Below are 26,145 nucleotides of genomic sequence, written 5' to 3' on the forward strand. Positions count from 1 at the left end.
TATTTGCGAGAAGATGAAACGGTCGGCTATTGGCAATCGTTTTATAGTGTAAGAGGGGGAGGTGGACGCCATACTTGACAACATAATCGATGAACATGCAGAGCATTTATTACGTCTTGCCTATTTTTATGTGAAAAACCGTTATGCGGCGGAGGATATTGTGCAGGAGGTTTTCATTAAATTTTCACAGCGGGATTATGAGGAGCGTGGACAGCTAAGGGCTTATTTATCAACGCTAACAATTAACCAAAGCAAGGATTATTTAAAAAGCTGGCATTATAAAAAATTATTATTACAGGAAAAAATATTTCCTGCACAGGTAAAGAGGCAGCGGGATGAGCTTGTTGCGGCAGAGGAGCGTTCCCAGATTGGAGCCGCCATTTTACAGCTATCATTGCTCTATCGAGAGCCGTTAATTCTTTATTATTATGAGGAAATGAAGGTTCATGACATTGCTCAGCTACTCGGCGTTTCTGAAAATACGGTAAAAACAAGGCTGAGGCGGGCAAGGGAAGCTTTAAAGCCTCATCTACAGCAGGAGGAATGGGAGGTGCTACAGCATGAATAATCTACAAAAGGAATTAGCAAAGGTTGCAGGGGATATGACAGCCAGCAAAGAACGAGTGAAGGTACGCGTCTTACAGCATCAAACAAAGCGCCGTCAAAAGCCACTACGTTTTGCAATACTGACAACGATTGTAACGCTGTGTATAGCAGGATTTATACTTGTGCAGTTTGCAGCGAAGGAAACTGAGCAGGGAGCCTTACTGTTGAATGAAGCGCAGTTTGAGCATTTTAAGCAGCTCAGTCGTATTTGGGGGTTTAGTCAGGAGGAGGGATTTTCTAAAGAGAATATTTATCGTAGCTATGAACAGCTTGTTGCCTCCTACTATTTTGGCGAATCATTAGGTCTTACGTATACAAAGGCAGAGCTGGAGGTGGAGCGACAAAAGCAAATTGATGAACTAACATCGTTTCAGCAATTACCTAACCACGCAAAGCTATTTCATGGGTTAGCGCCAGCAGAATATGTAGAAGCCTATGCGGAGTCATTGTTACCGATGTATACAATGAGAACAAAGCTGTATGAGATGTATCGGGAAAAATATCCAGAATTTGCTACTTTTTATGAAGTGGCTGATCTGGATGCTAAGCGTTATTTTCAAGCTCATTTTGCGGAGCAGTTAAGCGCATTTCAGCAGGCACATCATATGAAGCAAGCTGATTATGCCCAAGGCTCCAATAAAGTAGGAACCGTTGCTCATATAGAGGAGAATATGTTTTTATTTGTAGAAGGAGTTATCCCAGCAGATATTGAACAGCTATCGAAGGAAGAGGTTTTCCAGCAATATAAAGGCGCTAGATGGTATCCACTATTAGCTGACTTTTCGATAGCACAAGGAGATTATTTAACATTGCGTTCACTGCAAGAGATGGTCAGTGAAAGGAATGGAGCTATCTATCAATATGGTTTAGCAGATAGCGTGAAGGTTTTTCAGCCAGATGTTACAAAGCGGCTGGAGGTGCATAATGAGCAGGAGGTAGCGCAAATTTTGCAGGGACTGAGCTGGCAGCCGAAAGCGTATCTTGGTAGACCACCTGCGTATTCCTTTTTACTAGAAGGTGTGCGTATTGAAATTTGGAAGGGCTATGATGGGGCATTACATCTTTATAAAATAGGGAGCGGGGAGCTTCAGCTAAAGGGTGAGCAAGCACAGCAGTTAAAAGCCCTTTTAGGCATAGCAGCATCTTAAATTATTATTTTTGAACAAGTTTCCATTATGGAAGCTTGTTTTTTTATTATGATGCATATGTACCATCTTAACAGAACTTCTAAGATATAATACAATTAAATTGTACAATACCTAGATAAATATACTAATAATTAGGATGAATGACTTAATTACTGTGGCATAAATGAGTCTAAAGGATTGTAATATTTTATCGGTGTGGGTAGTATTAAAGAAGTGAGGGCAAAGAGAAGGAGGGGCGGTATGAACACACAAGAATTTGAAGAATTATGGATTACGCTCAATGAATTGTATAATGCGAATCGCTTTTTAGAATATATAGAAATTAGCAGTGCCGCAATTGACAGTGCCATTAAGCTTGGGGTGTACGACAAAGCTATTCTTTTATTAAACTATAGCTGTGCTAGTTATTTTTATACAGGTGATTTACAGCTTTCTATGAGCGTATTGGAGCGCTATCGAGAGCTAACCTTTCAGCATGGCAACGACATTGATGTTATTCAATATTACAATTTAGCATCGATTTATTGGGGAACATTTGGTCATTTAAAGAAATCGGAGGAGCTCATGTTAAAGGGGCTAAAAATTGCTGAACATATTCAGCATGCCAAGAGCTTAGGAAAGCTTTACAATAATTTAAGCGATTTAGAAATTTCAATAGGTAATTATCAAAAAGCAAAGGACTTCGCCTTTAAAAGTCTTTACTATGCTAATGCTTTTGAGGTAAAGCATCAAGAGCCTTTTACAGATATTTTGCACCCTAAAACAAACTTAGCGATTGCTCATATTGAGCTGGGGGAATTTCAGGAGGCGAATACACTGCTGCAGGAGCTATTAGCAACGATTCAGCAGCCGCCATACTCAAAGGTGCAGTTAGAGGTATTTAATGCTTATGCCTTGCTATGTGAAAGGCAGGGACGTGTAAATGAAGCAATTGATTTATATCAAAAAACAAAATATTATGCTTTGCAAAATAATGATTTAGCCATGCTGCAAGCAATTTATAATTCCCTAGTAAAGCTCATCGAGGAGCAGGGCAATAAAGTTGTTTTATGTGCTGTGCAAAAAGAGTATATTAATATATTGCTAGAAATGCAGCGAGAAAACTATGCGCATGTTTTGTTTGAAATGGAATATAACGACCATAAAAAGCAATTTGAAAAAAATGCCTATATTGATCCGCTGACAAATATTTATAATCGTCGTTATTTTGATGAGCAGGCAGAAAAAATGACGGAAAAAGCAGCCGCAAGCCATCAGTCATTAGCACTTATTATGGTGGACCTAGATCATTTTAAAGAAATTAATGATAAAAATGGTCATTTATTTGGCGATGATGCCTTAACAACGACAGCCAAAACGTTAAAGGACTTTTTTCAGTTTCTTCCGTCGATTGTCGCCCGCTTTGGTGGGGATGAGTTTATTATACTGAGTGAAATAGCAGAGGGAGAAACAATTCAAACAATGGCTGCCAACCTTTATCAAACATTATCCTCACTATCCTTAACCGTGCAGGAGGAGGTTGTGCAGCTAGCGTTTAGTATTGGCGTAAGCACAAATGAGCAGGGCAAGATTGTAAAGGTGGAGGAGTTGATTCGCCGTGCAGATACAGCGCTCTATGCCTCTAAGCGTAATGGGCGCAACCAAATTACACACTATAACCATTATTGTGATATGGGAAATGGTATATAAGCAAAAGGGGGCACTTCATTAAAAGGAGTGCCTCTTTTTCATGGAATACAATAACTTTTATCAACAAAAATTTATTGTAAAACGATAAATTGTATGATAAAGTCAACAGAAGAATTAATAAATGAGGTGTATGAAATGAAACAGCAAACACTTTTTTTAAAGACGGCTGTTGTGTTAATGGGGTTGCCTATTTTAGTGTTATGTATATGGAGGGTTCCTTCGCTTGCGTTGAAGGCCATACAGTATTTTCCGAAAACAACGCTGTTTGCTTTACTAATTATTTATGGAGCGGCGATTGCCTTTTTTATTGCTTTGTACATGGCTTTGAAGCTATTAAGCTATATTGACCAAAGCATTGCCTTTTCGGGACAGTCTGTCAAGGCTTTAAAGAATATTAAATTTTGTGCGATAATAATTAGTAGTTTGTATGTGATCGGTATGCCGCTTATCTACTACGTAGCGGAGGCTGATGATGCGCCGGGGCTTATTATTATTGGTCTAGTAATTATTTTTGCTTCCTTTGTGATAGCGGTTTTTGCGGCTGTGCTTCAAAAGCTTTTGGAAAATGCCATCGCTATCAAATCAGAAAATGATTTAACGATTTGAGGTGAAGATTATGGCGATTATTATTAATATTGATGTGATGCTGGCGAAACGGAAAATGAGTGTAACGGAGCTTTCGGAAAAAGTGGGCATTACAATGGCGAATCTTTCAATTTTAAAAAATGGCAAGGCAAAGGCTGTTCGTTTTTCAACGCTAGAGGCGATTTGCGAGGCGCTGGATTGTCAGCCCGGCGATATTTTAGAATATCAAAAAAATAAAGATACATCATCATAGTACAAAGCTAAGAATCCGTAATGACCGAGCGCATTATGGATTTTTTTGTATCGAAAGTGTTAGCGACAGGTACAATTACGCTGGGGCGTAATTGATGGAAAAATGAATCGTAATGACAGTGGCATCCGTCAGTAGTGGAGAAAGAGGGTGAGAGCAATGATGGATATTGAACAAATTATCGAGGAGCATGGCGATTATTTAGTAAGGGTTGCCTATTTATATGTGAAAAATCAGGCGACTGCTGAGGATATTGTCCAGGATGTGTTCATTGCCTTTTATCAAAAGCAGGAGCAGTTTCGCCAAGAGGCATCATTGCGTACATATTTAGTAAAAATGACGGTCAATCGTAGCCATGATTATTTACGAAGCTGGAAAAGCAAACGCTTAACATTGTTGGAGAAAATAACAGGCCGTACAACAACCGTTACGCCTGAGAAGGAAATGCTCAAGAAGTCCGTGAAGCAGGAGCTAATTGAGGCATTATTTACATTATCAGTCATGTATCGAGAGGTGTTGATTTTGTATTATTTTGAGGAGCTGTCAACCGTAGAAATTGCGCAACTTATTCGCTGCCCTGAGGCAACCGTTCGCACACGATTACAGCGGGCGCGCAAACAGCTTGCAACAGCCATTGGTCATTTTGATTGGGAGGTGCTACGCCATGAATCGATTTAAAGAGGATGCGCTAAAGGAGCTACAGCACATTAAGCTGTCACCACAGCGCAAACAGCAAATGGCTGATAAAGCACGGCACGCAAAGCAGCGTCAGGCGGGCAATCAATGGTCATACCGTTTGGTGCTTGCAGCGTTTACAATACTGGCGCTAGGCTTTAGCTATTTAATCATGCAAAAGGGACAACAGCCACTAGGTCAACAAACAGCAAGCTCAGCGGATACATGGAGCTTGTGGTCATTATGGGCATCAGATATTGTCAGAGGGCTTTGTGTGCTGGGCTTATATATGGGGCTGGGCTATTTTGTTAAGTACGTGCTGCGGAAAAAGGGCTATGGTTTACCTGTTTGTATTGCATGTGGAGAGAGCTGGTCGAAGAAGGAGGCGCGTCAATTACATCGCAAAAATGATAATATTATTTGTCCATCTTGTGGGAAAAAGCAATATCGCACAAAGAAGTCGATTCAGGCTAGTGGTGTGGTAAGCATTCCAGTAAGCTTTATTGTTTTAGCACCACATATCTTCCAAAATTTTTGGCTGGGTATTCCTATTAGCTTAATCGGGATGTGGCTATTTTATCGTCAAGTAGCGCCATATACATTTAAGCTGCAGGACAAGGATTCTGTAAATGAGCCTTTATGGTAAAATGATAGGATAAATGTAAGGTTATAGAGGAAGGAGGAATGCTTGTGGCTACATTATGGACTGGTGGGAAAATTTATACAATGGCTCAAGCTGGTGGCACAGTGGAGGCGGTTCTTGTTGAGGATGGCAAAATTATAGCAACGGGCTCTGCAGCAAGCTTGTCATCCCAAGCGACTGCGATTCAGCATTTACAGGGCAATGTCATGTATCCAGGCTTTGTAGATAGTCATTTACATATTATTGGCTATGGTGAAAAGCTAAAGCATATTGATGTATCCACTATCACAAGCAAGGAGGCTTTACTGGCTAAGCTACAAGAGCCAATGTCGAATGCCTTGCCGCATGAGTGGGTCACTGCTATTGGCTTCAATGAAAATCAATTTGAAAGCCCCATTTTTCCGACATTGGCGGAGCTAGATGCACTTGGTGGTGCACATTTAATTATTAAACGTAGCTGTCATCATTTAATTTTAGCCAATTCCAAGGCACTCGCCTTTGCGGGAATTACAGCCGATACACCTTCACCAGAGGGTGGTGTAATTGAGAAAGTAGACGGTAGGCTAACAGGTGTATTAAAGGACGAGGCTTTATATTTAATGGTGAATCATATGCCACATATTACACCTGCCTATATTGAGGATGCCTTAACAAAGGCTATTGCTTCCTTGCAGTCCTATGGTTTAGTCGGCGGGCATTCTGAGGATTTAAGCTATTTTGGACCACCAAGCCAGCCGATTCAGGCTTATCGCAAAATTGTCGAGCAGCAGCAATCCTTTAAGGTGCATTTATTACAGCATCATACGGTGTTTGAAGAGGTAGCCAAGATGAATCAAGCCTCTTCGCCATATGTGGAATTTGGCGCAATGAAAATTTTTATAGATGGCGCATTTGGTGGGCGAACGGCTGCCTTGCGTCAGCCCTATTGTGATGACCCTCATCATGCAGGAATGCTTATTCATACAAAGGAGCAATTAGTGGACTATGTGCAGCTTGCTCGTCAATATGGACAAGCTGTTGCTGTGCATGCTATTGGTGATTTAGCGGTGGAGCTTATATTGGACGTTTTTGCCGCATATCCACCATTGGCAGGGCAGTTGGATCGAGTGATTCATTGTAGCTTGGTGGATAGCGCTATTTTAGCTAGGCTTGCTACCTTACCTGTGGCAGTTGATATGCAGCCGCAATTTGTGCAGGGCGAGTATGAGGCGGAGCTGGCAAAGCTTGGGGAGGAGCGGGCACAGGGCTTGCATCCATTAAAGTCCCTGCTTGATCATGGGCTTATTGTAGCAGGTGGCAGTGATGCACCAGTGGAAATACCGAATCCGCTTTATGGTATTTATGCGGCTGTGACACGATGCAATATTGGGGAAACACATGATGGCTACAATCCACAGGAAAAAATTTCACGCTTTGAGGCAGTGCAATTGTATACAGTAGGAGCGGCAGCTATTATTAATCAACACCATGTTCGTGGTAAAATTATGGAGGGCTATACAGCAGACTTCACGATTTTAAAGGATGATATTTTTACGGTGGCAATTGAGCAGCTACCATTTATACAAGTTGCTTCTACAGTTGTGGATGGGCGTATTGCCTATGAAAGTCGTTGCGAGGATTAATCCTTGCAGCGATTTTTTGCTGTTTCGTTGCATATGTTATGTTAACGATTGATGGAAGCAGGGGGGAGTATGTGCATCAGGCAGGACAAGTAATGCAACAGGCACTACGTAATATTTATAACTACTGCTTAGATTATGTACAGGTGTTTGCATTGATTCGAATTTTCCAGTTTTTATGTATCATCCCTGTCACATCTATTGCCTTAAAGCTTATGCTACGCATTACAGGCTATACACATATAACAGAGCAAAACTGGCAAAGCTTTGTGGCACATCCTTTGGTGATTGCTATGATTTGCCTGTTAATTTTGCTATTTTTATTATTTATTTATTATGAAATGGGCTTTTTATTTTTAATGGCCTTTCATCAGCAAAGAGGTATGCGTTATCGCTTTTTTCCTTTATGGCAGCAGCTTAATCGAAAGGTTATTTACTTTTGCAGTATTCAAGTAGTGTTTTTAATTGGATACATTGCGCTTTTATTGCCACTAGCATCCTTTCTGTTGCCACTCACCTTAACCCAAACGATTGCCCTTCCACAGTTTTTAACAGAAGAAATGATGAGCAGCCGAGCGGGCAGGTTAGCCTATACAGTGGTGGCAAGTATTGCTGTGATAATCGGTATTCGCAGTATTTTAACATTGCCGATTTTTACCATTCAGCCTAATATTTCAATTTTCCGCTCCCTTGTGCAAAGCTGGCGTTTTTCCAAGCGAGGCTTATTTGAATTGGTAGTGCTATTAGCGATGCTACTAGCAGGTCATTTATTTGTGATGCTCGGTATAACGGTGATTAGCCTGTTTCCGCTTTATTTGATAGAGCGTATCATGCCAAGTGCTGCCCTTGTTACGGCTGGGCTGACGCTGGCATTTTTAGAGATCGTCTTTGTCGTGCTGTTTAGCTTATTGCAGGCAATGTTTTCACAGATAATGGTAGCCATCACCTATAATACGCCCGTTTTAGGGAAGGTTTCCATGGCTGTGCGGCACAGAAATCGCTACTATAAGCTATTGTTTGTCATAAGCTGTATTATTTTTAGCGTATTAAGTGTGATGAATATCCAGTCATTGGAGAAAAGTGTTTATGCACCTGATACAAAAATTATTGCACATCGTGGCTATGTCGCAGGCAATGTGGAAAATACGATTAGCGGCATCGTGAGCGCTGCTAATGCAGGGGCAGATTTAATTGAAATTGATATTCAGCAAACCGCTGATGGGAAGTTTGTCGTATTCCATGACCGCACATTGCGCCGACTTGCTGGTAAAAGTGGTGTGATTGCCAATATGACGCTTAGCGAATTACAGACATTAACCATCCATCAAAATGGCTATAGCGATAAAATTGCCTCCTTAGAGGATTGTATTGAAATTGCTAAGGCGTTGGATGTGGCATTGTTAATTGAATTAAAGGTGCATGGTCAGGAAACGGAAGATATTTTGCCGCAATTAGTGGAAACATTGCGCAAATATAAGGTGCTGGACACCTACTATGTGCAGTCGGCTGATGGGCAGAAAATGATGCAATTAAAAAAGCTTGTGCCGCATCTGCGGGTCGGCATTGTTTATGCGTTGAATATCGGACCGATGGAGGAGCAGGTTGATTTTATTGCATTAGAGGCATCATGGGTAACGGAGCCGTTAATTGAGGAGCTGAAGCAGCGCCCGATGGATTTATTTGTCTGGACATTAAATGATGATCGGTCATTACAAATATTTATGGAGAAAAATATTAGCGGCATTATTACTGACCATCCTGATATTGCTCGTGAGCTACGAGCAAAGCAAAGCAAGCATCAATACTTTCTGCAGCGAGTCCTCCATCGCCTACGCTTTATTTTTTAGCAGCACAGAGCGAGGAAGGGAGAGTACCCGCGGAGTCGAGAGAAATACCTGCGAAATGAGAGCGAATATCCGCGGAGTCGGGAGAAATACGCGCGAAAGCAGGTGAGTGATGAAAATATTTCCTCTAGGTGTAACTTTTTGAGGAGCAGGGGCGACTACTTCTATGAATTCGCGAAATAAAGGAGATGCTTTTTGTATGAAAATGACGAAAGTCGTACCATTTGCTCTAACAGCATTATTAGTAGGGGGCGCGATTGGAGCTCCAGCTGCAGCAGCAAACGAAGGAGAGGCTGTTGTGACGAACGCAGAAAATAGTGAGCAACAAGTGCAGCCAGTTTTTATTCAAGTAACAGGTACAGTGGAAAATGTAGAGGTACGTGAAAACGCAACCTACTATACAGTGGTTGACGGTGACAATACCAATATAATGGTTGTAACAAACGAGTCATTAGTGTTCGATAACACAGGAAAAGAAGTTAAGCTGCAAAAAGGAGATAACGTATCGTTTTATTCCTATGCGAAAAAGCCTATGCTTGCGATTTATCCGCCACAATACCATCCAGAAGTTATTATTGTGGAAACAGCAGAAATGGGCACTGTAGAAGTGGATTTCTTCAATAAAGAATTGATCGATACAGAAAACTATGTCAAATTAACAATTGGTCAGGATACAAAGCTACAAAGTGCTTCTGGCAAAGCAGTAAAGGCTGAGGATTTAGCAGGACAGCATTTAGTTGCATTCTACACAGTGGCAACAATGAGCATTCCAGCACAAACATCCCCTTCAAAGGTCATTGTGTTAGATCAAATAGAGCAGGATGAGCCCGCTGCAATTCCAGCAGCTGTGCAAGACATCATCAACAAGGATTCCTATGAAGTGGATGGCACAACAATGGTGCCGCTACGAGCAATTGCAGAGGAGCTTGGCTTTACAGTAAAAGCAACCGCAACAGGAGCGATTATTTCTAAAGGCGCACTATCGTATACGATTACACGTGGGCAAAAGGAATATGGCTACAATAAAGCACTGCGCCACTTCAATGTAGCACCAGCTTTATTAGAGCCTTCAAAAACATATGTATCTGTTGAATTTATTGAGGAATTAGTAAAATAAGCAAGTCAAACCCCTTTATGGCAAAACCATAAAGGGGTTTTATAATGGAAAGATTTAAAAAAAGTTTTGGACAATAAACAAAAGAGGAGAGCTTATTTTTGTTTTTTTCAAAAGATTTTTAAAAATCTGATAATTCATTGACTTTCCTTGTGCTTAAAAATATGATGTTCATTAACCGGTGAATGAAGAAATGCTTTAAAGCAGAAAATTGCTAACATAGAAGAGGTGAAATTGTTTGAAATCTATAGGGAAAAGAAATTTGTTTTTCGCTGCTAGCTTTATTGTGCTAGTTTTACTCGCTAGTTTTCCAGGGTTATTTGATTTTAGTAATAAAATTGAGCCACGTATTTTAAGCTTACCATTCTCATATTTTTGGCAATTCTTTATAAATATTTTGATCTTCCTATTATTAATAACGTGGTATTTGGTAGATGCCAAATATGGTGATTTAGATATTGATATTGAACCTTTGACAAAAGCACAATTGCAGGAATTGGAGGTGAGAAAATAATGCTATCGATAATCTTTATTGTTGTGTTCTTTGTTATTGTGTTTGCGATTAATGCGAAAAATTTTGGTGTTAAATCCTTTGAGGAATACGCAACAGCACGAGGCAGCTTTGGGGTGCTGGCGATTTCATTAGCTGTATTTTCTACATGGTATGTAGGCGCTACCTTTACAGCATTTGCAGGATACTCGGTTGGCTATGGCTTTATTGGACTGTATGTACTGACCTATGCAACATTAACAATGCTTTCCATGTACCTAGTTGCCGAGAAAACATATATTTGGGGGAAAAAATATCATATTGGCACTCAAGCAGAGCTAATGGATTTGCGCTATAAAAGCAGTATGGTGCGTTTAGTGGTGGGGATTGCGGGCATTGTCTTTACAGCGCCTTGGCTATTGATGGAATGGATTACACAGGGCGTTATTTTTAACTACGCTACAAATGGTTTAATCAGTCCTGTTGTTGGTATGCTAATTGGCATTGTGGTCGTGCTTGCCTATGTGTCCTTAGGTGGTATGAAATCAGTAATTACAGCGAATATTTTCCAAGGTGCATTTATGTTTTTTGTTGGCACTGGCGTTATGCTCTATATGATTTTTAAATTTTCGGGTGGTATTGCGGCAGGGATGGATTCCTTAGTGGCGAATCACCCAGAAACATTAACATTCCCGGGACCAGGCTGGGAGTTGCCTACCGCATTTTGGACGTCCATTATTGTGACAAGTGGCTTGGGCGGCTTTATGTGGCCGTGGGTTTACAATAAATTATTTGCCTCAGATAGTATTCGCTCCATTAAGCAGTCTGCATTGATTGCACCGATTATTGGCGCAATATTCTATGTGATATTCCAATTATTAGGAAATGTGCTATATATGAATGACACTGCCCGAAATAAGCCTGAGGAAGCCTATATGTGGGCTGCTGGAGAAATTGGTCCAGTCGTACTTGCGCTTATGTCGACGGTTATTATGGCAACAAGTATTGCAACGGTAAGTGGTATTATTCAAGCGATGTCCACGTCCATTTCTCGTGATGTAGCGACGGTGATTAACAAGGATATTTCTGAAAAAACAGCGATGAAAATAGCGAGAATTTCAGTGTTTATTATTGGTGCAATATGTGCTGTTCTTGCAACGGTTGATGTTGGCGCATTAATCAATATTGCCTTGCTATCCTACCAAGGGATTATTATGATTTTCCCTGTTGTGATTTTAGGGCTTTATTGGAAGCGTGCCAACAAGGAAGGTGCTCTTGCAGGAATGATTATTGGCACAATTGTTTCCATGACATTAACGGTAACGGAGCCTGCATTGATTGCAAATTTAGGCTGGTCTGCTGGTGTTTATGGACTTATTACCACAACGGTTATTATGCTTATTGCTGGCTATGCAAAGCCTGTCGAGGCACATGTGGAAGACCTATGGAACGATATTGAAACAGCCAGAAGCAATAAAAAATCTGTACCACTCAATGCTATTGACCCTGCATTGGCAAATACGAACCTAAAAAACGAGTAAATAAGGAGGAATAATATGAAAAATGTTTTATCTTCTGAAAAAATAAAGCAAGAGCTGGTGGCAATGATTGATGAAATGCGTGAGGACATTATTCGTTTAGCAAGTGATATGGTGAAAATTCCAAGCGTGAACCCAAATTATGATGGTGTCGTGAAAGAGGAGGTCATCGGTGGGGAAAGGAACGTCCAAGAATTTCTGAAGCCTCTTTTTGAGGAAATTTGTGATGAAGTGGATATGTGGGAAGTAGAAGCACAAAGACCAAATTTAGTTGGCGTGATAAAGGGGGCGGGTAATGGCAAGTCATTGATTTTCAATGGTCATATTGATGTAGTGCCACCAGGCCCGAACACTGATTGGAAATTTGAAGACCCCTTCTCAGGGAAAATAGAGGATGGCAAGCTATATGGACGTGGAGCCTGCGATATGAAGGGCGGGATAGCAGCCCAAATCATGGCTGCTAAAGCATTAAAAAAATTAGGCATTCAATTAAAGGGTGATCTATTGCTAGAAACAGTTGTTGGCGAGGAAACAATGGATCATGAATTGGGTGTTACAGCAACAGTAGAAAGAGGCTATACGGCAGATGCAGCGATTGTATCTGAGCCATCTGGACCTCCGCAAAGCTTAGCCGTAGTACCTGTAAGCCCTGGCGTTATTCGTATGCATATTACCGTGAAAGGGAAAACAACACATGCTTCTGTAAGAAGAGAGTTTATTCGTGCAGGAGGCAAGCATGGTGAGGTGGGCATTAATGCGGTAGAAAAAGGGATGTATATTGTCCAAGCCCTTCAGCAATTAGAGGAGGAATGGGGATTCACCAAGACGCATGATCTTTTTGAGCCAGGTCATTTCTCCATTCATCCGGGCATTATTCATGGCAAATCCTATGATGTGGACTTACCGTTTGTTGTTTCTGATTATTGTACGATTCAATATGCGGTTTGGCATCATCCATTAGAATCCTTTGAGGAAGTAAAAGCCGAAATTTTAGCACATGTCGACAGAGCTGTCCAAAATGATTTATGGCTACGAAATCATCCACCAGAGATTGAATTTTTATTGCATTGGCCAGCCTTCAATGTGCCGACAGATCATCCAATTGTACAAGCAACAAGCCGTGCGCACGAGGAAGCAACGGGAGAGGAAGCGGTTATTCATGGCTTTGTGGCAGTGGCAGATGCAGCGTTTTTAAATGCGAAAGGAATTCCTTCTATTATATATGGTCCCGGTAGCATTTTAGTAGCACATGCAGCGAATGAGTATGTACTAGTCGAGGATTTAATCAAAGCGGCAAAAACCTATGCCTTAACAGCCTTAGAGTGGTGTGGCATAGAAGAAATATAATAGAGGGGATGCTTATATGGGGAAATTAACAGGAAAAGTAGCATTTATAACAGGTGGCGCACGTGGGATGGGTAAGGAATATGCATTAAAATTTGCAGAAGAGGGCGCGGCAATTGTCATCACAGATATTGCTAAAAATTTGCAAAGTGTTGCCTATAATATGGCTGATGAATCGGAGCTAACGAAAGCAGTAAATGACATAAAGGGCTTCGGTGTGGATGCTTTAGGATTTATCGCAGATGTACGTCATTCACAGGAGCTGGAGGAGGCTGTGCAACAAACAATTGCACACTTTGGCAAAATAGATATTCTTGTGACCAATGCTGGTATTCTTTCCTATAACAAGCTATGGGAAATGCCAGAGGATCAATGGGATGATATGCTCGATATTTGCTTAAAGGGCACGTGGTTAACGTGTAAGCATGTCCTTCCGTATATGATTGAACGTCAAGCGGGAAAAATTTTATGTGTGTCCTCTGTTAATGGCTTACGAGGCGGGCAAAATGTAGGGCATTATGTAGCGGCTAAGCATGGTGTATTAGGGCTTGTAAAATCAATGGCAATGGAGGTCGGTCCATATAATATCCATGTCAATGCGATTTGCCCAACGGCTGTCGATACAACAATGGCAAACAATCAAGCCACCTATGACCGCTTAGCAAATAAAAAAGGGGCAACAAGAGAGGAGGCAACACCTGCATTTGGCAACCATCATGTGTTTCCAAATCAAGATTTTATTGCACCAAAGGATGTGATTAACGCAGCATTGTTTTTAGTATCAGATGATTCCAATAATATATCAGGCTCACATATTGCGGTGGACGCAGGTTATTTAACAATGTAAGGGAGAGAAGTATATGGCAGGAAGATTACAGGATAAAGTGGTCGTTATTACAGGTGCAGCACAAGGAATCGGCTTTGCGACAGCGCAAAAATGTGGGCAGGAGGGCGCAAAAATCGTTCTGTCAGATGCGAATGTAGAGAAATTGCAGGAGGCAGCTCTTCAATTACAGCAAAATGGCTATGATGTTCATGCAGTTGTTTGCAATATTACCGATGAAGAGCATATTGCCAATCTGTATCAGGAAGCTGTAGCAGCATATGGTTATGTAACGACGGTTGTTAATAATGCAGGGATTTTTGTCAATAATACGGCTGAAACATTTGATGCCACTACGTATGAAAAAATTTCCGCTATTAATATTAAAGGCGTTATGCTAAGCACAAAGCACGCCATTCCATATTTAAAGGGGCAAGCGGGTAGCTCCATCGTCAATTTGGCATCCATTTCGGGCATGATCGGTACGAAAAACCATAATTTATATATTATGACAAAGCATGCGGTGGTAGGAATTACACGCAGTACGGCTGTAGAGCTTGGGCAGCATGGTATACGAGTTAACGCTGTTTGCCCGGGGTTAACGGATACAAATATGGCTGACCAGCTTATTGAGGGCGATGGCGGTGGGCAGGCTATTCGACAAGCCTATGAAAATGCCTATTTATTAGGACGGTTAGGCAAGCCAGAGGAGGTTGCGAATACGATTGCCTTTTTAGCCTCTGATGAAGCGTCCTTTATTACAGGTGCATTAATACCAGTGGATGGTGGCTATACAGCGACTTAAGTGTAAGAAGGGTGGCTCACATAACCGTTGAGTCACCCTTGTTTATTATTGAAAGGCAGGAAGTTGGATTTCCTCAAGCAAGAAGCCAATATAAAATAAAATTTGATCTTGCAGCTTTTCGGGATTGAGCTTGGAGATTTCTTTAATTAAACTTAGACGGTAGCGAACTGTATTTTTATGAACAAAGAGCTGCTCCGCGGTTTTATTAAAATCCGCATTATTAAATAAAAAGACTTTCAGTGTATGATATAGCTCCGCTGCTTTTTTCTGATCAAATTCCTTTAATGGTAGTAAATATTCCTGCTGAAGAAAGGAAGCTTCTTTTATTGGATGGTTCGAAAACAAAATGCGCTCAAAGTTTAAATGCTCAAAATGAATGACCTTTGCCAATAAATTTTTCTTTGTTTTGGCAAAGTGCAATGAAATTAATGCCTCGTTATAGCTTTTGACAATAGCTGATAATGTATATACTCGTCCGACTCCACCAAAATAGGTGACTTGGAGTTGATATTTTGCTAATAAAAAATCAATTTTCTTACAAATAAAATCAGCCGTTATTTCTGATGTAGTATCGAGCAGCAACACTAAATAATTATTGGAATCAAAGCAAATTTTCGTTAAAGTATACTTTTCTAATAAAAAGATTAGCTGAGAGGTTACGATAAAGGCATCCTGCTTCTGATCATCAGGAAATGTTAATTCAAGTAATAGTAATTGATAGGGATGATCTGCTAAATTCCAATTAACCTCTTTTGAAACGCGCACAATCTCCTCCGTACTATTAAATTTGCCACGAAACACATCTAAAAGAAAGCTACTTCTATTTTGCTGCGATAATGAAATAATGCTTTTGATTTTCTGTAGCTCTGTTAATAGAATAGCGGTTGCTTGCGAAATTGCCACATTGTGCCAAGAAGCACAAAGCGTTTGGCATTCCCAAATAATAATACAGCCCTCCAAATGGCGATTTTCATAAATCGGCTTTACATAGACAGAGATTGGTAGCTCTTGAAAGCTTTCTTTTGTCAAATTTTGTGTTTTCATCGTTTGGACAATGTTTGACAAGACATTCTCAAATACAGGCGGTAATGCAAAAGAGCTGTAGGATTTATCAATGGCATGCAAATAAATGGTTGTTTTTTTAGCAAGCAATTTTTCCATTAATAATGGTAATTGCTGAATATCGGATTTTGCTAATAGAAAGGCTTGGAATGCTTCATAAATATTTTTTATTTTTTCCAATTCAAGCTTTTGCTCATAGTTAATATAGTTGACAATAGGAATCATTAGATCAGCCCAAGGAATATTGCTATCCAGCTCAATGATCACTAGCTTGTAGTGCTCTGCAAAGCTTTGGATATCTGAAGAAATAGACGGAATATTTGAACCGATTTTAATGCCTAAGCCACTGACGCCTTTTTCAGCGAGTGAGCGAATGAACTGTTTGAAGGCTTCATCCGTGAAGGACGGAAAACCAGTTGTAAGAATGAAATTTCCGCGTTCGACTGAAGCACAGCCCTCTAGTGTATTGACGATTGTAGCTCCGTTTACTTCTGTAGCTAATAAACTTTTTCCCGATATTATTTTGGCATATTGGAACTCCTGTAGAAGCAATATATCTTTTATCCGCAAAGTCATCACCTCATTTATTTTAATGAACGGTGATAATGTATGCTCTATCATTTGTAGAAGGATTTGCAATGCTTTTGTTATAAAAGGTGAGATTACTAGTATAATACACGAAGTTTTTGTAATTTTCACTTATTAATTAGTAGAATTCATGTTTTTTGTGGATTTATGTTGTACATTTGGGGGTGAAATGGGCTATGCAACCTTAATAAAGAAAAAATCAGCCGAATAGTATTGACAATTGTGTGACTATTCTTTAAAATTCAAAACAAATCCACATAAATACAGAAATTTAGTGTTGGATTTGTGGATTTTATTGGATTTAACTTTGTGTTTGGAGTGATGGTGTATGTCTCTTTCATTTGAAGAACGTAAAAAAGTAATTTTAGATATTTTAGATTTAGAAGGAAAAGTGAAAGTAAGTGATGCTGAACAGTTATTAAACGTATCGGGTGAGACTATACGGAGAGATATGGATCGTTTGGAGAAGGAAGGGCTCTTACACAAAGTCTATGGCGGTGCTGTGAAAGCAAAGCAAAAGTATGAACGTACATTTGAACAGAAAACGTCACTGAATAACTTAGAGAAACGATTGATATGTAAGGCTGCCGCAAATATTGTGGAGGATGGTGATGTGATTTTTATTGGTCACGGCACAACAGCCTATGAAATTGTACGTTTCTTAGGTGATAAGCCAAATGTCATCGTGGTGACAAATTCTCTCCCCGTGCTATCGCTAGCAACAGAATGCTTTCAAGGAAAGATCCTTTTTGCAGGAGGTGAGTATGAGCATCGACAAAAATTTATGGGTGGTCCATTAGCCGATTTATTTTTCAATCAATTAAAGGCAAATAAAGCCTTTGTTGCTGCTGGTGGAATTTCCTTATCTGATGGCATTACCGATTATGATATTACTGGTGCAGCCATTTCAAAGAAATTAATAGAGCGTGCTGAAACAACCATAATTTTAGCGGATCATACAAAGTTTGGAGTTTCTACATTTGCGCATATTTGCCATTTAGAGGATGTTTCAATGATTATTACAGATCAAAAAAGCTCTACACAATGGCAGGAACGCTTAGCCCAGAAAAAAGTTGGGTTACTAATAGCAAGTGAAATGTTGGAGGACATCCATGGATAGGAAGGTGGAAAATATGGACTATTTTGCGAGTAAGCAAGAAACCTTACAAAAATCAATTGACTGGTGGAATCCAGGGAAAACGAAGCAATGGCAAGTGGATGGCGTAGATGTTGTGATCGGCAAACGAGAAGGCTATTACTTCTATGATGTGGATGGCAAAAAATTAATGAATGCCCATCTCAATGGTGGTACGTATAACTTAGGGCATCGTAATCCAGAGGTCATTGCAGCACTAATAGAAGGAACCAATTATTTTGATATTGGTAATCACCATTTTCCATCGACAGCGCGCGCTCAATTAGCTGAAGCATTAGCACAATGCACACCAGATGGCTTGAAATATACGATTTTTTCCAGTGGTGGGAGTGAGGCGATTGATGCAGCATTGAAATGCGCACGCTATGCGACAAAGCGTAAAAAAACGATTTCGATTAAAAATGGCTATCACGGGCATTCAGGCTTAGCCGTATCACTTGGGAATGAACGCTATTCCAAGCCATTTTTAAGTGAAGGCGATCCCAATGAATTTGTGCATGTGCCATTTAATGATCTCGATGCAATGGAACGTGAGCTTGCCAAGGGTGATGTTGCAAGCGTGATTATTGAAACGATCCCCGCAACATACGGCTTCCCATTACCGCATGCCAATTATTTAGCAAGCGTCAAGGCGTTATGTGAGCGTTACGGCGCACTTTATATTGCAGATGAGGTACAGACAGGCTTAATGAGAACAGGTAAGCTTTGGGGCATTGAGCACTACGGTGTTAAGCCAGATATTTTAGTAACAGCAAAGGGGCTAAGTGGCGGTATTTATCCAATTGCTGCGACAGTAGTGAATGAGCGCGCGGGTGGCTGGATGCAGGAGGATGGACTCGCACATATCTCTACCTTTGGGGGAGCAGAGCTTGGCTGTGTTGTGGCAATGAAGGTGCTGGAAATTTCACAACGACCTGAAGTTATTAAAAATGTTGACTATGTGGCACGCTATTTACGAACGGGCTTAGAGCAAATCCAGCAAAGATACCCAGATTTCTTTGTCGGTATTCGCCAGCTCGGTGTTGTGATGGGCTTAGAGTTTAATCATCCTGAAGGTGCGAAATATGTGATGAGCTCCCTGTACAAGCATGGTGTATGGGCGATTTATTCAATGCTTGATACACGTGTTTTACAATTTAAACCAGGATTATTATGTGATAAAGCATATTGTGATGAATTGCTGGAAAAATGTGAGGCAGGTATTAAAGAGGCAGCACAGCTTGTAAAGTTTGCACGTTATTAAAGGGGACAGGCTTATGATTTTAGTCAAACAAGGGGGTTTTCTAAATGGATTTTGTTGATTTAGAAGTGGCACTTTCTAACTTCCATCAAGCAGCGAATGATGCGTTGAAGGAATTTAGTTGTTTAGTAGAGGCATCTTGTAAAATGATTGATTATTCTGAAAATGCTACGTATCTTGTAGAAGATGCACAGGGCAAAAAATATATTTTACGAATTAGCCGACCCAATTACCATAAAAAAGAAGAAATAGAGGCGGAGATTGCTTGGTTAAATTCGCTCCATGAGCAATCTCCTATTGATGTATCATTACCAGTGCGAGCAGATGACGGTGACTACGTACATGCTCATCGCTATAATGACACAATTTATTATAGCACATTATTTACATTTTTGGAGGGGAATGCTCCTGATGAAAATAATGAAGAAAACCTAATTCAACAATTTGAAACATTAGGCAAAATTACAGCACTGTTCCACAAGCATACAATCGAGCAGCACGATCATTACGAAGATTTTCAGCGGATGATATGGGATTATGACACGATTTTAGGGCAATCACCAAAATGGGCAAGGTGGCAGGATGGGCTTGGCATGACACCCGCACGAATTGCTTTATATGAGGAAGCGTCCGAGGTCATTCGACAGAAGCTAGAGGCATTTGGCAAATGTAAAACACGATTTGGACTTATTCATGCGGATTTACGCTTAGCCAATTTACTCATCTATGGTGATGAAATTAAAGTGATTGATTTTGATGATTGCGGTTTCGGCTGGTATTTATATGACTTAGCAACATCTGTAAGCTTTATTGAGCATATGCCGTATTTGGAGGATTTAATTGCGTCATGGATCAAGGGCTACAGTCAAGTGCGGACATTAACTGATGAAGAAATTGAGATGATTCCAACCTTTATTTTAATGAGAAGGTTACAGCTTATCTCTTGGGTAGGTAGTCGTGATAATGAAACAACACGCTTGCTTGGCGAAAACTATACCATTCAAAGCGATGCCTTAGTGAAAAATTATTTAACAAAAAATAAAATTGTATAACATCCAAATAATTGTAAAGGTGGCGAACTAAATGACTTCAAAAAAGAATGAAATCATTGTTTTAAAGAAAGCCCTTACACCTATTCATTTATGGACAATTGGTGTTGGAATTGTTATTTCAGGAAATTATTTTGGATGGAACTTTGGCTTAAGTCAATCGGGCTATTTAGGCATGCTGATTGCTACGATATTTATGGCGATTATGTACTTAACAATGACGCTAGGAATCTCTGAATTATCGACAATGCTGCCATATGCCGGGGGACCATACTCGTTTGCTAGACGTGCCATGGGCAGATATATGGGCTTCATTACAGGCATAGGGGTTGTGCTGCAGTATGTGATTGCTGCACCTATTATTGCAATTGGGATTGGTGGTTATATAAGCTTCTTGTTCCCAGCAGTGCCAACAGTTGTCGCCGCAGCGTTTATGTATGCGCTCTTTATGGGGGTACACATTTTAGGCATTAAGGAATACGCAACGATTGAGATGGTGCTTGTATTTATCGCATTGGGATTATTAGTGCTGATGTATTTTGTGGGGCTGCCACAGATTCAAGTGGAGAATTTGTTCCCAGCAAGCGGTGAGCTAGTGCCAGGTGGCTTTAAAGGCGTGTGGTCTGCGCTACCATATGCAATGTGGCTATTTTTAGCGATTGAAATGCTACCGATGCTGTCAGAGGAAACGAGAGATGTACAAAAGGATATGCCTAAGGGGTTAATTTCTGGCATGGTGACACTGTTAATTTTATCTGTGCTTACAACGACAGTGGCGATTGGGCTTGCGGGCATTGATACGATGACAGTAGCAGAGGACCCACTACCAGCAGCGATTGCGGCAGCCTTTGGCAATACGTATTGGCTAGCGCAGGTTTTAGCATCTGTTGGATTAGTTGGTTTAATTGCAAGCTTTTCAGGTGTAATTTTAGCTTATTCACGTCAGGTTTATGCGCTATCACGTGCAGGGTATTTGCCAAGCATTTTATCGAAAATGCATAAAACACGTCAAACGCCTTATATGGCAATTATTTTACCGGGCTTTATTGGCTTAGTGCTTGTTATATTGTTCAATCCAGATGATTTAATTTTAATTTCTACATTTGGTGCATTAGTATCGTATATTACGATGAATTTATCTGTGTTGATTTTACGTAAAAAGGAGCCGAATTTATCGCGAACTTTTCGGACGCCATTGTATCCATTGACACCGATTGTTTCTTTAACACTAGCTATCATTGCGATTTTTGCGAGCTTCTTTGCCAATTTAACGTTTTTCGTTGTCTGTCTTGCGGTTTTTGCCGTTGCAAGTATTTACTACTGGCTATGGGCAAGACATCAAATCAATGAGGATGCACCAGAGGAGCGCTTTGCAAAGGAAGCAGTCGAGGAAGATAGCCAAATAACACAAGCATCTATACTAGAATAAAGCGTAGAGGATGTGTGCTTTATGCAAAAAGTAGAGTGGGTCATTTTTGATAAAGATGGCACAATTATTGACCTGGATTCTATCTGGATTCCATGGGCTAAAAATTTTTACCTAAATTTGACTGAAAATTCTGATTTAAAGATTGCGTTTTCATTACAGCACTTTTTAACAACAATCGGTGTAGCAGCCGATGGAGCAACGATTGACCCAACAAGCCCACTAGCTGTTGGAAGCATCCAGGAAGCAGAAACAATTATGGCTTACTTGCTTTATCAGCAAGGTATTGCTTGGAGTGAGGGTGTTACGCTAGCAAGAACAGCATCGAGCTTAGCAACAGCCCAGCAGGAAAATATAACGGTACAGGAATTACCGGGTATTCGACAGCTTCTGATGCGCTTAAAGGAGCATGGTATTCGCTTAGGCGTTATCACAGCAGATTCAACAGCACGAGCAGAATTACATGTAAAGCAGCTTGGGCTATGGTCGCTATTTGAATTTGTGCTTGGCAGTGACCAAGTAGCATCCAGCAAGCCATTTCCAGATTTAGCGCATTTGGCACGGGAACGCTATCAAGTATCGCTTGAACAGACAGTGATGATTGGTGATTCCAATGCGGATATGCTATTTGCTAAAAACGCAGGCATGCTCTATTCAATTGGCATTATTCCACAAGATGTCTATCCAAAAGATTATTTACCAGATGCCATGAAAATTATCGAAGCGTATGATGAATCGCTTATAACCTTGCTGACAGCGGAGGAGGATCAATATGGATAATGAACTTATTGCGAAAATTACAGCGTTAGTGATGGAGAAGGTGGCACAAATGCCAAAGGAGCAAATTCAAGGCTTAACACAGGCTGAATTGCAGGAATGGCAGTCCTTTCGTTTAATGACAGCAGCGAGTGACAGCACTCAGCAAGCGCCAGCTATCATTGGAAGCTATCAGCCATTGTCAGCGCATGAGCTGCAGCATTGGGAGGACCTGCATCGCCAGCAAGCATTCACGCAAGCAACAACAGCTTCATCTTCATCGTCTGATTTCATCGCATTTAAAAAATTTATATGATAGGCGGTGTCAGCAATGATAAAAGATCGAGATTTACTCTCTATTCAGGAGGTGCGCGATGCTGTTGCAGAGGCAGCGGAGGCTCAAAAAGTGTACGCTAGCTATTCTCAGCAGCAAGTGGATGCTATTGTTCAGGCGATTGCAGAGGAAGCCTACCGACAAGCTGAAAAGCTAGCTATATTGGCAGTAACAGAAACAAAAATGGGTGTGATTGAGCATAAAAAAATTAAAAACGAGCTCGCTTCAAAGGGTGTTTATGCATCCATCTGTCATGAAAAGACAGTAGGGATTGTGCATGAGGACCATACAGCAAAGCAAATAGAAATCGCCTATCCATATGGTGTGATTGCTGCTGTATCACCAGTAACAAACCCAACTGCCACTGCTATCTATAAAACGCTCATCGCGTTGAAGGCGCAAAATGCAATTGTCTTTAGCCCGCACCCAACGGCGGTAAACTGTACGATTGAAGCATTGAAAATTTGTCATGAGGCGGCTGTCCGTGCAGGTGCGCCTGCTGGCTTGATTCGCTGGGTAGCTCATCCGACGATAAAGGGCACAGAGGCATTAATGCAGCATAGGGCTGTGCAGCTTATTTTAGCGACTGGCGGCTCAGGGCTTGTGAAGGCAGCCTATAGCTCTGGCAAGCCTGCCTATGGTGTGGGACCGGGGAATGTTCCTGTTTATATCGATAAGACAGCGAATGTTGCCCGCGCTGTGCAGCACATTATTGATAGCAAATCATTTGATAATAGTACAATTTGTGCAACAGAGCAGGCAATAGTTGTGCATCAGGATGTGAAGGCACAGGTGATGGCAGCGTTAGCTCAAAATGGTGCAGCTATTGTGACGGGAGAGGACAGGCTAAAATTAGCACAGGTGATTTCCCCAGTGCCACGTACATTAAATACGGAAATTGTTGGGAAGCCTGCGATAAGCATTGCAGAGCTGGCACAGATTCAAGTGCCAGCAGGTACAAGGGTGCTTGTGGCAGAGGAGCAGTATATTGGTAAAGAGCATCCCTTTTCCATAGAGAAGCTATCGCCCATTTTAGGCTTGTATACAGCACATTCTCAGGAGGAAGCGATTCGACTATGTCAGCAATTGTTAGATGTAGGAGGACGTGGGCATAGTGCGGCGATCCATGCGGAAAACGATCAATTTGTTAAAGAATTTTCCATTCATATGCCCGTGTCACGGATTTTGGTTAATACGATGGCTTCTGTAGGGGCGGCGGGTGGCACAACGAGCTTAACGCCATCCTATACATTGGGCTGTGGTGCATATGGCGGCAATATTACAAGTGATAATATTACAGCTCGTCACTTAAGCAATAAAAAGCGCGTTGCCTATGGTATCAAGGAGCTAGCAGTGCCAAAGCCACAGCATCCGCAAAATATTCAACAGCCAGCAGTAGCAGTAAACACAGATGAAGAGGTAACGATTGATCCTGCGATGATTCGCAAAATAGTAGAAGATATTGTTACGAAATTAACCGTTTAGAGGAGGAGTTCACAATGAGCGTAGAAATTAATGGTGCATTAGGAATGATTGAAACAAGAGGATTGATCGGTTCGATTGAGGCAGCGGATGCTATGGTGAAGGCAGCAAACGTTAATATTGTTGGCAAAGTCCATGTTGGTGGCGGTATTGTCACGGTGTTAGTAACAGGTGATGTCGGCGCAGTCAAGGCGGCAACGGATGCGGGCTCAGAGGCTGCTCGTCGCGTGGGTGAATTATTGTCTGTGCATGTGATTCCTCGCCCACATTCAGAGTTACTTGCTATTTTACCAAAATAAGTGGAGGGGGTTGTCTTAATGCAGCACAATCCAATAGCGATCGCTGACAAAATCCCCATCGCTGTTTCAGCAAGACATTGTCATGTTAGCGAGGAGGATTTCCATTATTTATTTGGCACACAGGCCGTATGCACAAAATGGAAAGACCTGTCACAGCCCGGGCAGTTTGCCGCAGAGCAGGTGATTACCATTCAGGGTCCTAGAGGCTGCATTGACAAGGTGCGTATATTAGGTCCTTTTCGCGAGCAAACACAGGTGGAGGTCAGCCAAACGGATGCAGTGAAATTAGGGGTCACGCCACCTATTCGCATGTCGGGTGATGTGCAGAACTCCGCACCCATTACATTAATTGGCCCAGAGGGAACGATTCAGAAACAGCAGGGGCTTATTATTGCACAAGCCCATATTCATATGTCAGAAATGGATGCACAGGCTCTTTGTGTGCAGGATCAGGAAATTGTGAAAGTCGAGATTATAAATGACGTACGACAGCTACAAATCATGAATGTGGTTGTCCGTGTATCCCCAGATTTTGTCTTAGAAATGCATGTTGATACGGATGAGGCAAATGCAGCCTCTGTTGTACCAAACCAGTATGGCAGGTTGATTAAAATGGAGTGAAGTGAATGAATGTTCAACAATTACAGCAGCTCATTCAAGAAATTGTGACAACGCTTGTCCAGCCTAAAAAAAGATTATTGATTGTTCATCCCCAGACAGCAATCTCTTATAAGCAAATGGAAGCATTAAGCAGCTATTGTACAGTGGAAGAATGGCAAGAAGGCACAGATGCTACGAACATCCCCCAAATGTTCTACGATGCCATTGTTTTTCTGGAAGTTGACCAAGCGTTTATTGTTGCGAGTGCACAGGGCTTGCCGAATTCCCCAGCAGCCTTGTTTCTAGCAGACCTACTACTGAGGGGCGAGCCAGCTGTGCTAGTCCCTCAGCAAAAAATGGCTGAGGTGATGACCGCCCAACAGCCAAATGCCTATCGTAGTATGCTACAACAGCATATGGCAAGCCTAAAGTCGTTTGGCTGTGACTTGCAATTATTTTCACAGCTTATCCCTTCTATGAAGGCGACACAGCAGGATTTGTCCTTTGCCGATCAGCAGCCAGCATATATTACTGAGGAAATGCTTCGGACATTTCAGGGACAGCAGCTTGTGATTCCTGCTACTACAAGGCTAACGCCATTAGCTCTTGATGTGCTGCAGGAAAAAGGGATTACCATTCAACGAAAATAGCGAGTAAGAACATGTCAAAGTACGAGTGGAGTGTTGTTGCATGACAAAATCAATTGGTATTGTTGAAACGAGAGGGCTAGCGATTTCGATCCAAATAGCAGATGCCATGTTAAAAGCAGCAGAGATACGATTGCTTCGACAAGAAACGATTGATTTAGCGCTTGTAACAATCACGATTGAAGGTGATGTAGAGGCAATTCGAGAGGCAATTGCGATTGGTACACGGATGGCAAAAGCAGCGAATCAATGGATTGCCTCTACCACTATTTTACGGCCTGATGCTACGCTCACAGCATTAGTAGAGGAAATTGCGATAAAGCCGTAATGCTT

At 41.2% G+C, this 26,145-nt stretch carries 27 protein-coding genes; 26 read left to right on the forward strand and 1 reads right to left on the reverse strand.

Annotated elements, in window-relative coordinates; translation table 11 throughout:
• Window positions 1–61: 61 nt before the first annotated feature.
• The 15 genes from MHB42_RS08365 (at window position 62) to MHB42_RS08435 (ending at window position 15,173) form a co-directional block, all read left to right on the forward strand.
• Window positions 62–568 (forward strand): sigma-70 family RNA polymerase sigma factor, encoded by a 507-nt coding sequence (locus MHB42_RS08365; RefSeq protein WP_340805473.1) that lies wholly within the window; start codon window positions 62–64, stop codon window positions 566–568.
• The gene (locus tag MHB42_RS08370; protein WP_340805474.1) at window positions 561–1,754 is read left to right on the forward strand and encodes a hypothetical protein; all 1,194 of its coding nucleotides are present in this window, start codon (window positions 561–563) and stop codon (window positions 1,752–1,754) included. Before MHB42_RS08365 ends, MHB42_RS08370 begins: the two co-directional genes overlap by 8 nt.
• Before the next feature lie 240 nt (window positions 1,755–1,994).
• Window positions 1,995–3,443, forward strand: coding sequence for a GGDEF domain-containing protein (locus MHB42_RS08375; RefSeq protein ID WP_340805475.1), 1,449 nt, complete (start codon window positions 1,995–1,997; stop codon window positions 3,441–3,443).
• A gap of 135 nt (window positions 3,444–3,578) precedes the next feature.
• Window positions 3,579–4,049: a DUF2975 domain-containing protein gene (locus tag MHB42_RS08380; RefSeq protein ID WP_340805476.1), complete on the forward strand. Its 471-nt coding sequence runs from the start codon at window positions 3,579–3,581 to the stop codon at window positions 4,047–4,049.
• 10 nt (window positions 4,050–4,059) lie between these two features.
• Window positions 4,060–4,281: a helix-turn-helix domain-containing protein gene (locus MHB42_RS08385; protein WP_340805477.1), complete on the forward strand. Its 222-nt coding sequence runs from the start codon at window positions 4,060–4,062 to the stop codon at window positions 4,279–4,281.
• Between the two features lie 156 nt (window positions 4,282–4,437).
• Window positions 4,438–4,956 (forward strand): sigma-70 family RNA polymerase sigma factor, encoded by a 519-nt coding sequence (locus MHB42_RS08390; protein ID WP_340805478.1) that lies wholly within the window; start codon window positions 4,438–4,440, stop codon window positions 4,954–4,956.
• Window positions 4,943–5,599: a TIGR04104 family putative zinc finger protein gene (locus tag MHB42_RS08395; protein WP_340805479.1), complete on the forward strand. Its 657-nt coding sequence runs from the start codon at window positions 4,943–4,945 to the stop codon at window positions 5,597–5,599. The genes MHB42_RS08390 and MHB42_RS08395 overlap by 14 nt, the downstream gene beginning before the upstream one ends.
• 44 nt (window positions 5,600–5,643) lie before the next feature.
• Window positions 5,644–7,218 carry an amidohydrolase gene (locus MHB42_RS08400; RefSeq protein WP_340805480.1) on the forward strand — a complete coding sequence of 525 codons (1,575 nt, stop codon included), beginning with the start codon at window positions 5,644–5,646 and terminating at the stop codon, window positions 7,216–7,218.
• Between the two features lie 71 nt (window positions 7,219–7,289).
• On the forward strand, window positions 7,290–9,062 hold the full coding sequence (locus tag MHB42_RS08405; protein ID WP_340805481.1) for a glycerophosphodiester phosphodiesterase: 1,773 nt from the start codon (window positions 7,290–7,292) through the stop codon (window positions 9,060–9,062).
• 196 nt (window positions 9,063–9,258) lie between these two features.
• The gene (locus tag MHB42_RS08410; RefSeq protein ID WP_340805482.1) at window positions 9,259–10,176 is read left to right on the forward strand and encodes a stalk domain-containing protein; all 918 of its coding nucleotides are present in this window, start codon (window positions 9,259–9,261) and stop codon (window positions 10,174–10,176) included.
• 259 nt (window positions 10,177–10,435) lie between these two features.
• Complete coding sequence (locus MHB42_RS08415) at window positions 10,436–10,687, forward strand: hypothetical protein (RefSeq protein WP_340805483.1); 252 nt, start codon at window positions 10,436–10,438, stop codon at window positions 10,685–10,687.
• Window positions 10,687–12,204, forward strand: coding sequence for a sodium:solute symporter family protein (locus tag MHB42_RS08420; protein ID WP_340805484.1), 1,518 nt, complete (start codon window positions 10,687–10,689; stop codon window positions 12,202–12,204). Before MHB42_RS08415 ends, MHB42_RS08420 begins: the two co-directional genes overlap by 1 nt.
• A 15-nt stretch (window positions 12,205–12,219) precedes the next feature.
• A complete protein-coding gene (locus MHB42_RS08425; protein WP_340805485.1) occupies window positions 12,220–13,548 on the forward strand; it encodes an ArgE/DapE family deacylase in 1,329 nt (442 codons plus the stop codon).
• Window positions 13,549–13,564: 16 nt separating this feature from the next.
• Window positions 13,565–14,392, forward strand: coding sequence for a mycofactocin-coupled SDR family oxidoreductase (locus MHB42_RS08430; protein ID WP_340805486.1), 828 nt, complete (start codon window positions 13,565–13,567; stop codon window positions 14,390–14,392).
• A gap of 13 nt (window positions 14,393–14,405) precedes the next feature.
• Window positions 14,406–15,173: an SDR family NAD(P)-dependent oxidoreductase gene (locus MHB42_RS08435; protein WP_340805487.1), complete on the forward strand. Its 768-nt coding sequence runs from the start codon at window positions 14,406–14,408 to the stop codon at window positions 15,171–15,173.
• Between the two features lie 45 nt (window positions 15,174–15,218).
• Here the strand turns inward: MHB42_RS08435 and MHB42_RS08440 are convergent, their stop codons facing one another.
• Window positions 15,219–16,856, reverse strand: coding sequence for a PucR family transcriptional regulator (locus MHB42_RS08440; protein ID WP_340805488.1), 1,638 nt, complete (start codon window positions 16,854–16,856; stop codon window positions 15,219–15,221).
• A 295-nt stretch (window positions 16,857–17,151) separates the two neighbouring features.
• On the opposite strand from MHB42_RS08440, the gene MHB42_RS08445 reads away from it, so the two are divergent.
• The 11 genes from MHB42_RS08445 to MHB42_RS08495 are packed head-to-tail and all read left to right on the forward strand — an operon-like array spanning window position 17,152 to window position 26,140.
• Window positions 17,152–17,943, forward strand: coding sequence for a DeoR/GlpR family DNA-binding transcription regulator (locus tag MHB42_RS08445; RefSeq protein ID WP_340805489.1), 792 nt, complete (start codon window positions 17,152–17,154; stop codon window positions 17,941–17,943).
• Window positions 17,936–19,222: a class-III pyridoxal-phosphate-dependent aminotransferase gene (locus MHB42_RS08450; protein ID WP_340805490.1), complete on the forward strand. Its 1,287-nt coding sequence runs from the start codon at window positions 17,936–17,938 to the stop codon at window positions 19,220–19,222. Before MHB42_RS08445 ends, MHB42_RS08450 begins: the two co-directional genes overlap by 8 nt.
• Window positions 19,223–19,266: 44 nt before the next feature.
• Window positions 19,267–20,271, forward strand: a complete 1,005-nt coding sequence (locus MHB42_RS08455) for a phosphotransferase enzyme family protein (protein ID WP_340805491.1) — start codon at window positions 19,267–19,269, stop codon at window positions 20,269–20,271.
• A gap of 31 nt (window positions 20,272–20,302) precedes the next feature.
• Window positions 20,303–21,697: an ethanolamine permease gene (eat, locus tag MHB42_RS08460; RefSeq protein ID WP_340805492.1), complete on the forward strand. Its 1,395-nt coding sequence runs from the start codon at window positions 20,303–20,305 to the stop codon at window positions 21,695–21,697.
• Between the two features lie 21 nt (window positions 21,698–21,718).
• The gene (locus MHB42_RS08465) at window positions 21,719–22,474 is read left to right on the forward strand and encodes an HAD family hydrolase (RefSeq protein WP_340805493.1); all 756 of its coding nucleotides are present in this window, start codon (window positions 21,719–21,721) and stop codon (window positions 22,472–22,474) included.
• Window positions 22,467–22,766 carry a hypothetical protein gene (locus tag MHB42_RS08470; protein ID WP_340805494.1) on the forward strand — a complete coding sequence of 100 codons (300 nt, stop codon included), beginning with the start codon at window positions 22,467–22,469 and terminating at the stop codon, window positions 22,764–22,766. The genes MHB42_RS08465 and MHB42_RS08470 overlap by 8 nt, the downstream gene beginning before the upstream one ends.
• A 15-nt stretch (window positions 22,767–22,781) precedes the next feature.
• Window positions 22,782–24,269, forward strand: a complete 1,488-nt coding sequence (locus MHB42_RS08475; RefSeq protein WP_340805495.1) for an aldehyde dehydrogenase family protein — start codon at window positions 22,782–22,784, stop codon at window positions 24,267–24,269.
• Between the two features lie 14 nt (window positions 24,270–24,283).
• Window positions 24,284–24,565: a BMC domain-containing protein gene (locus MHB42_RS08480; protein ID WP_053995836.1), complete on the forward strand. Its 282-nt coding sequence runs from the start codon at window positions 24,284–24,286 to the stop codon at window positions 24,563–24,565.
• Between the two features lie 18 nt (window positions 24,566–24,583).
• Window positions 24,584–25,186: a phosphate propanoyltransferase gene (pduL, locus tag MHB42_RS08485; protein ID WP_340805496.1), complete on the forward strand. Its 603-nt coding sequence runs from the start codon at window positions 24,584–24,586 to the stop codon at window positions 25,184–25,186.
• A 5-nt stretch (window positions 25,187–25,191) separates the two neighbouring features.
• Window positions 25,192–25,815, forward strand: coding sequence for a hypothetical protein (locus MHB42_RS08490; protein ID WP_340805497.1), 624 nt, complete (start codon window positions 25,192–25,194; stop codon window positions 25,813–25,815).
• 40 nt (window positions 25,816–25,855) lie between these two features.
• Window positions 25,856–26,140: a BMC domain-containing protein gene (locus MHB42_RS08495; protein WP_340805498.1), complete on the forward strand. Its 285-nt coding sequence runs from the start codon at window positions 25,856–25,858 to the stop codon at window positions 26,138–26,140.
• The last annotated feature ends 5 nt before the right edge of the window (window positions 26,141–26,145 follow it).

Origin of the sequence: Lysinibacillus sp. FSL K6-0232, assembly GCF_038008325.1 — a bacterium.
Lineage (GTDB): Bacteria > Bacillota > Bacilli > Bacillales_A > Planococcaceae > Lysinibacillus.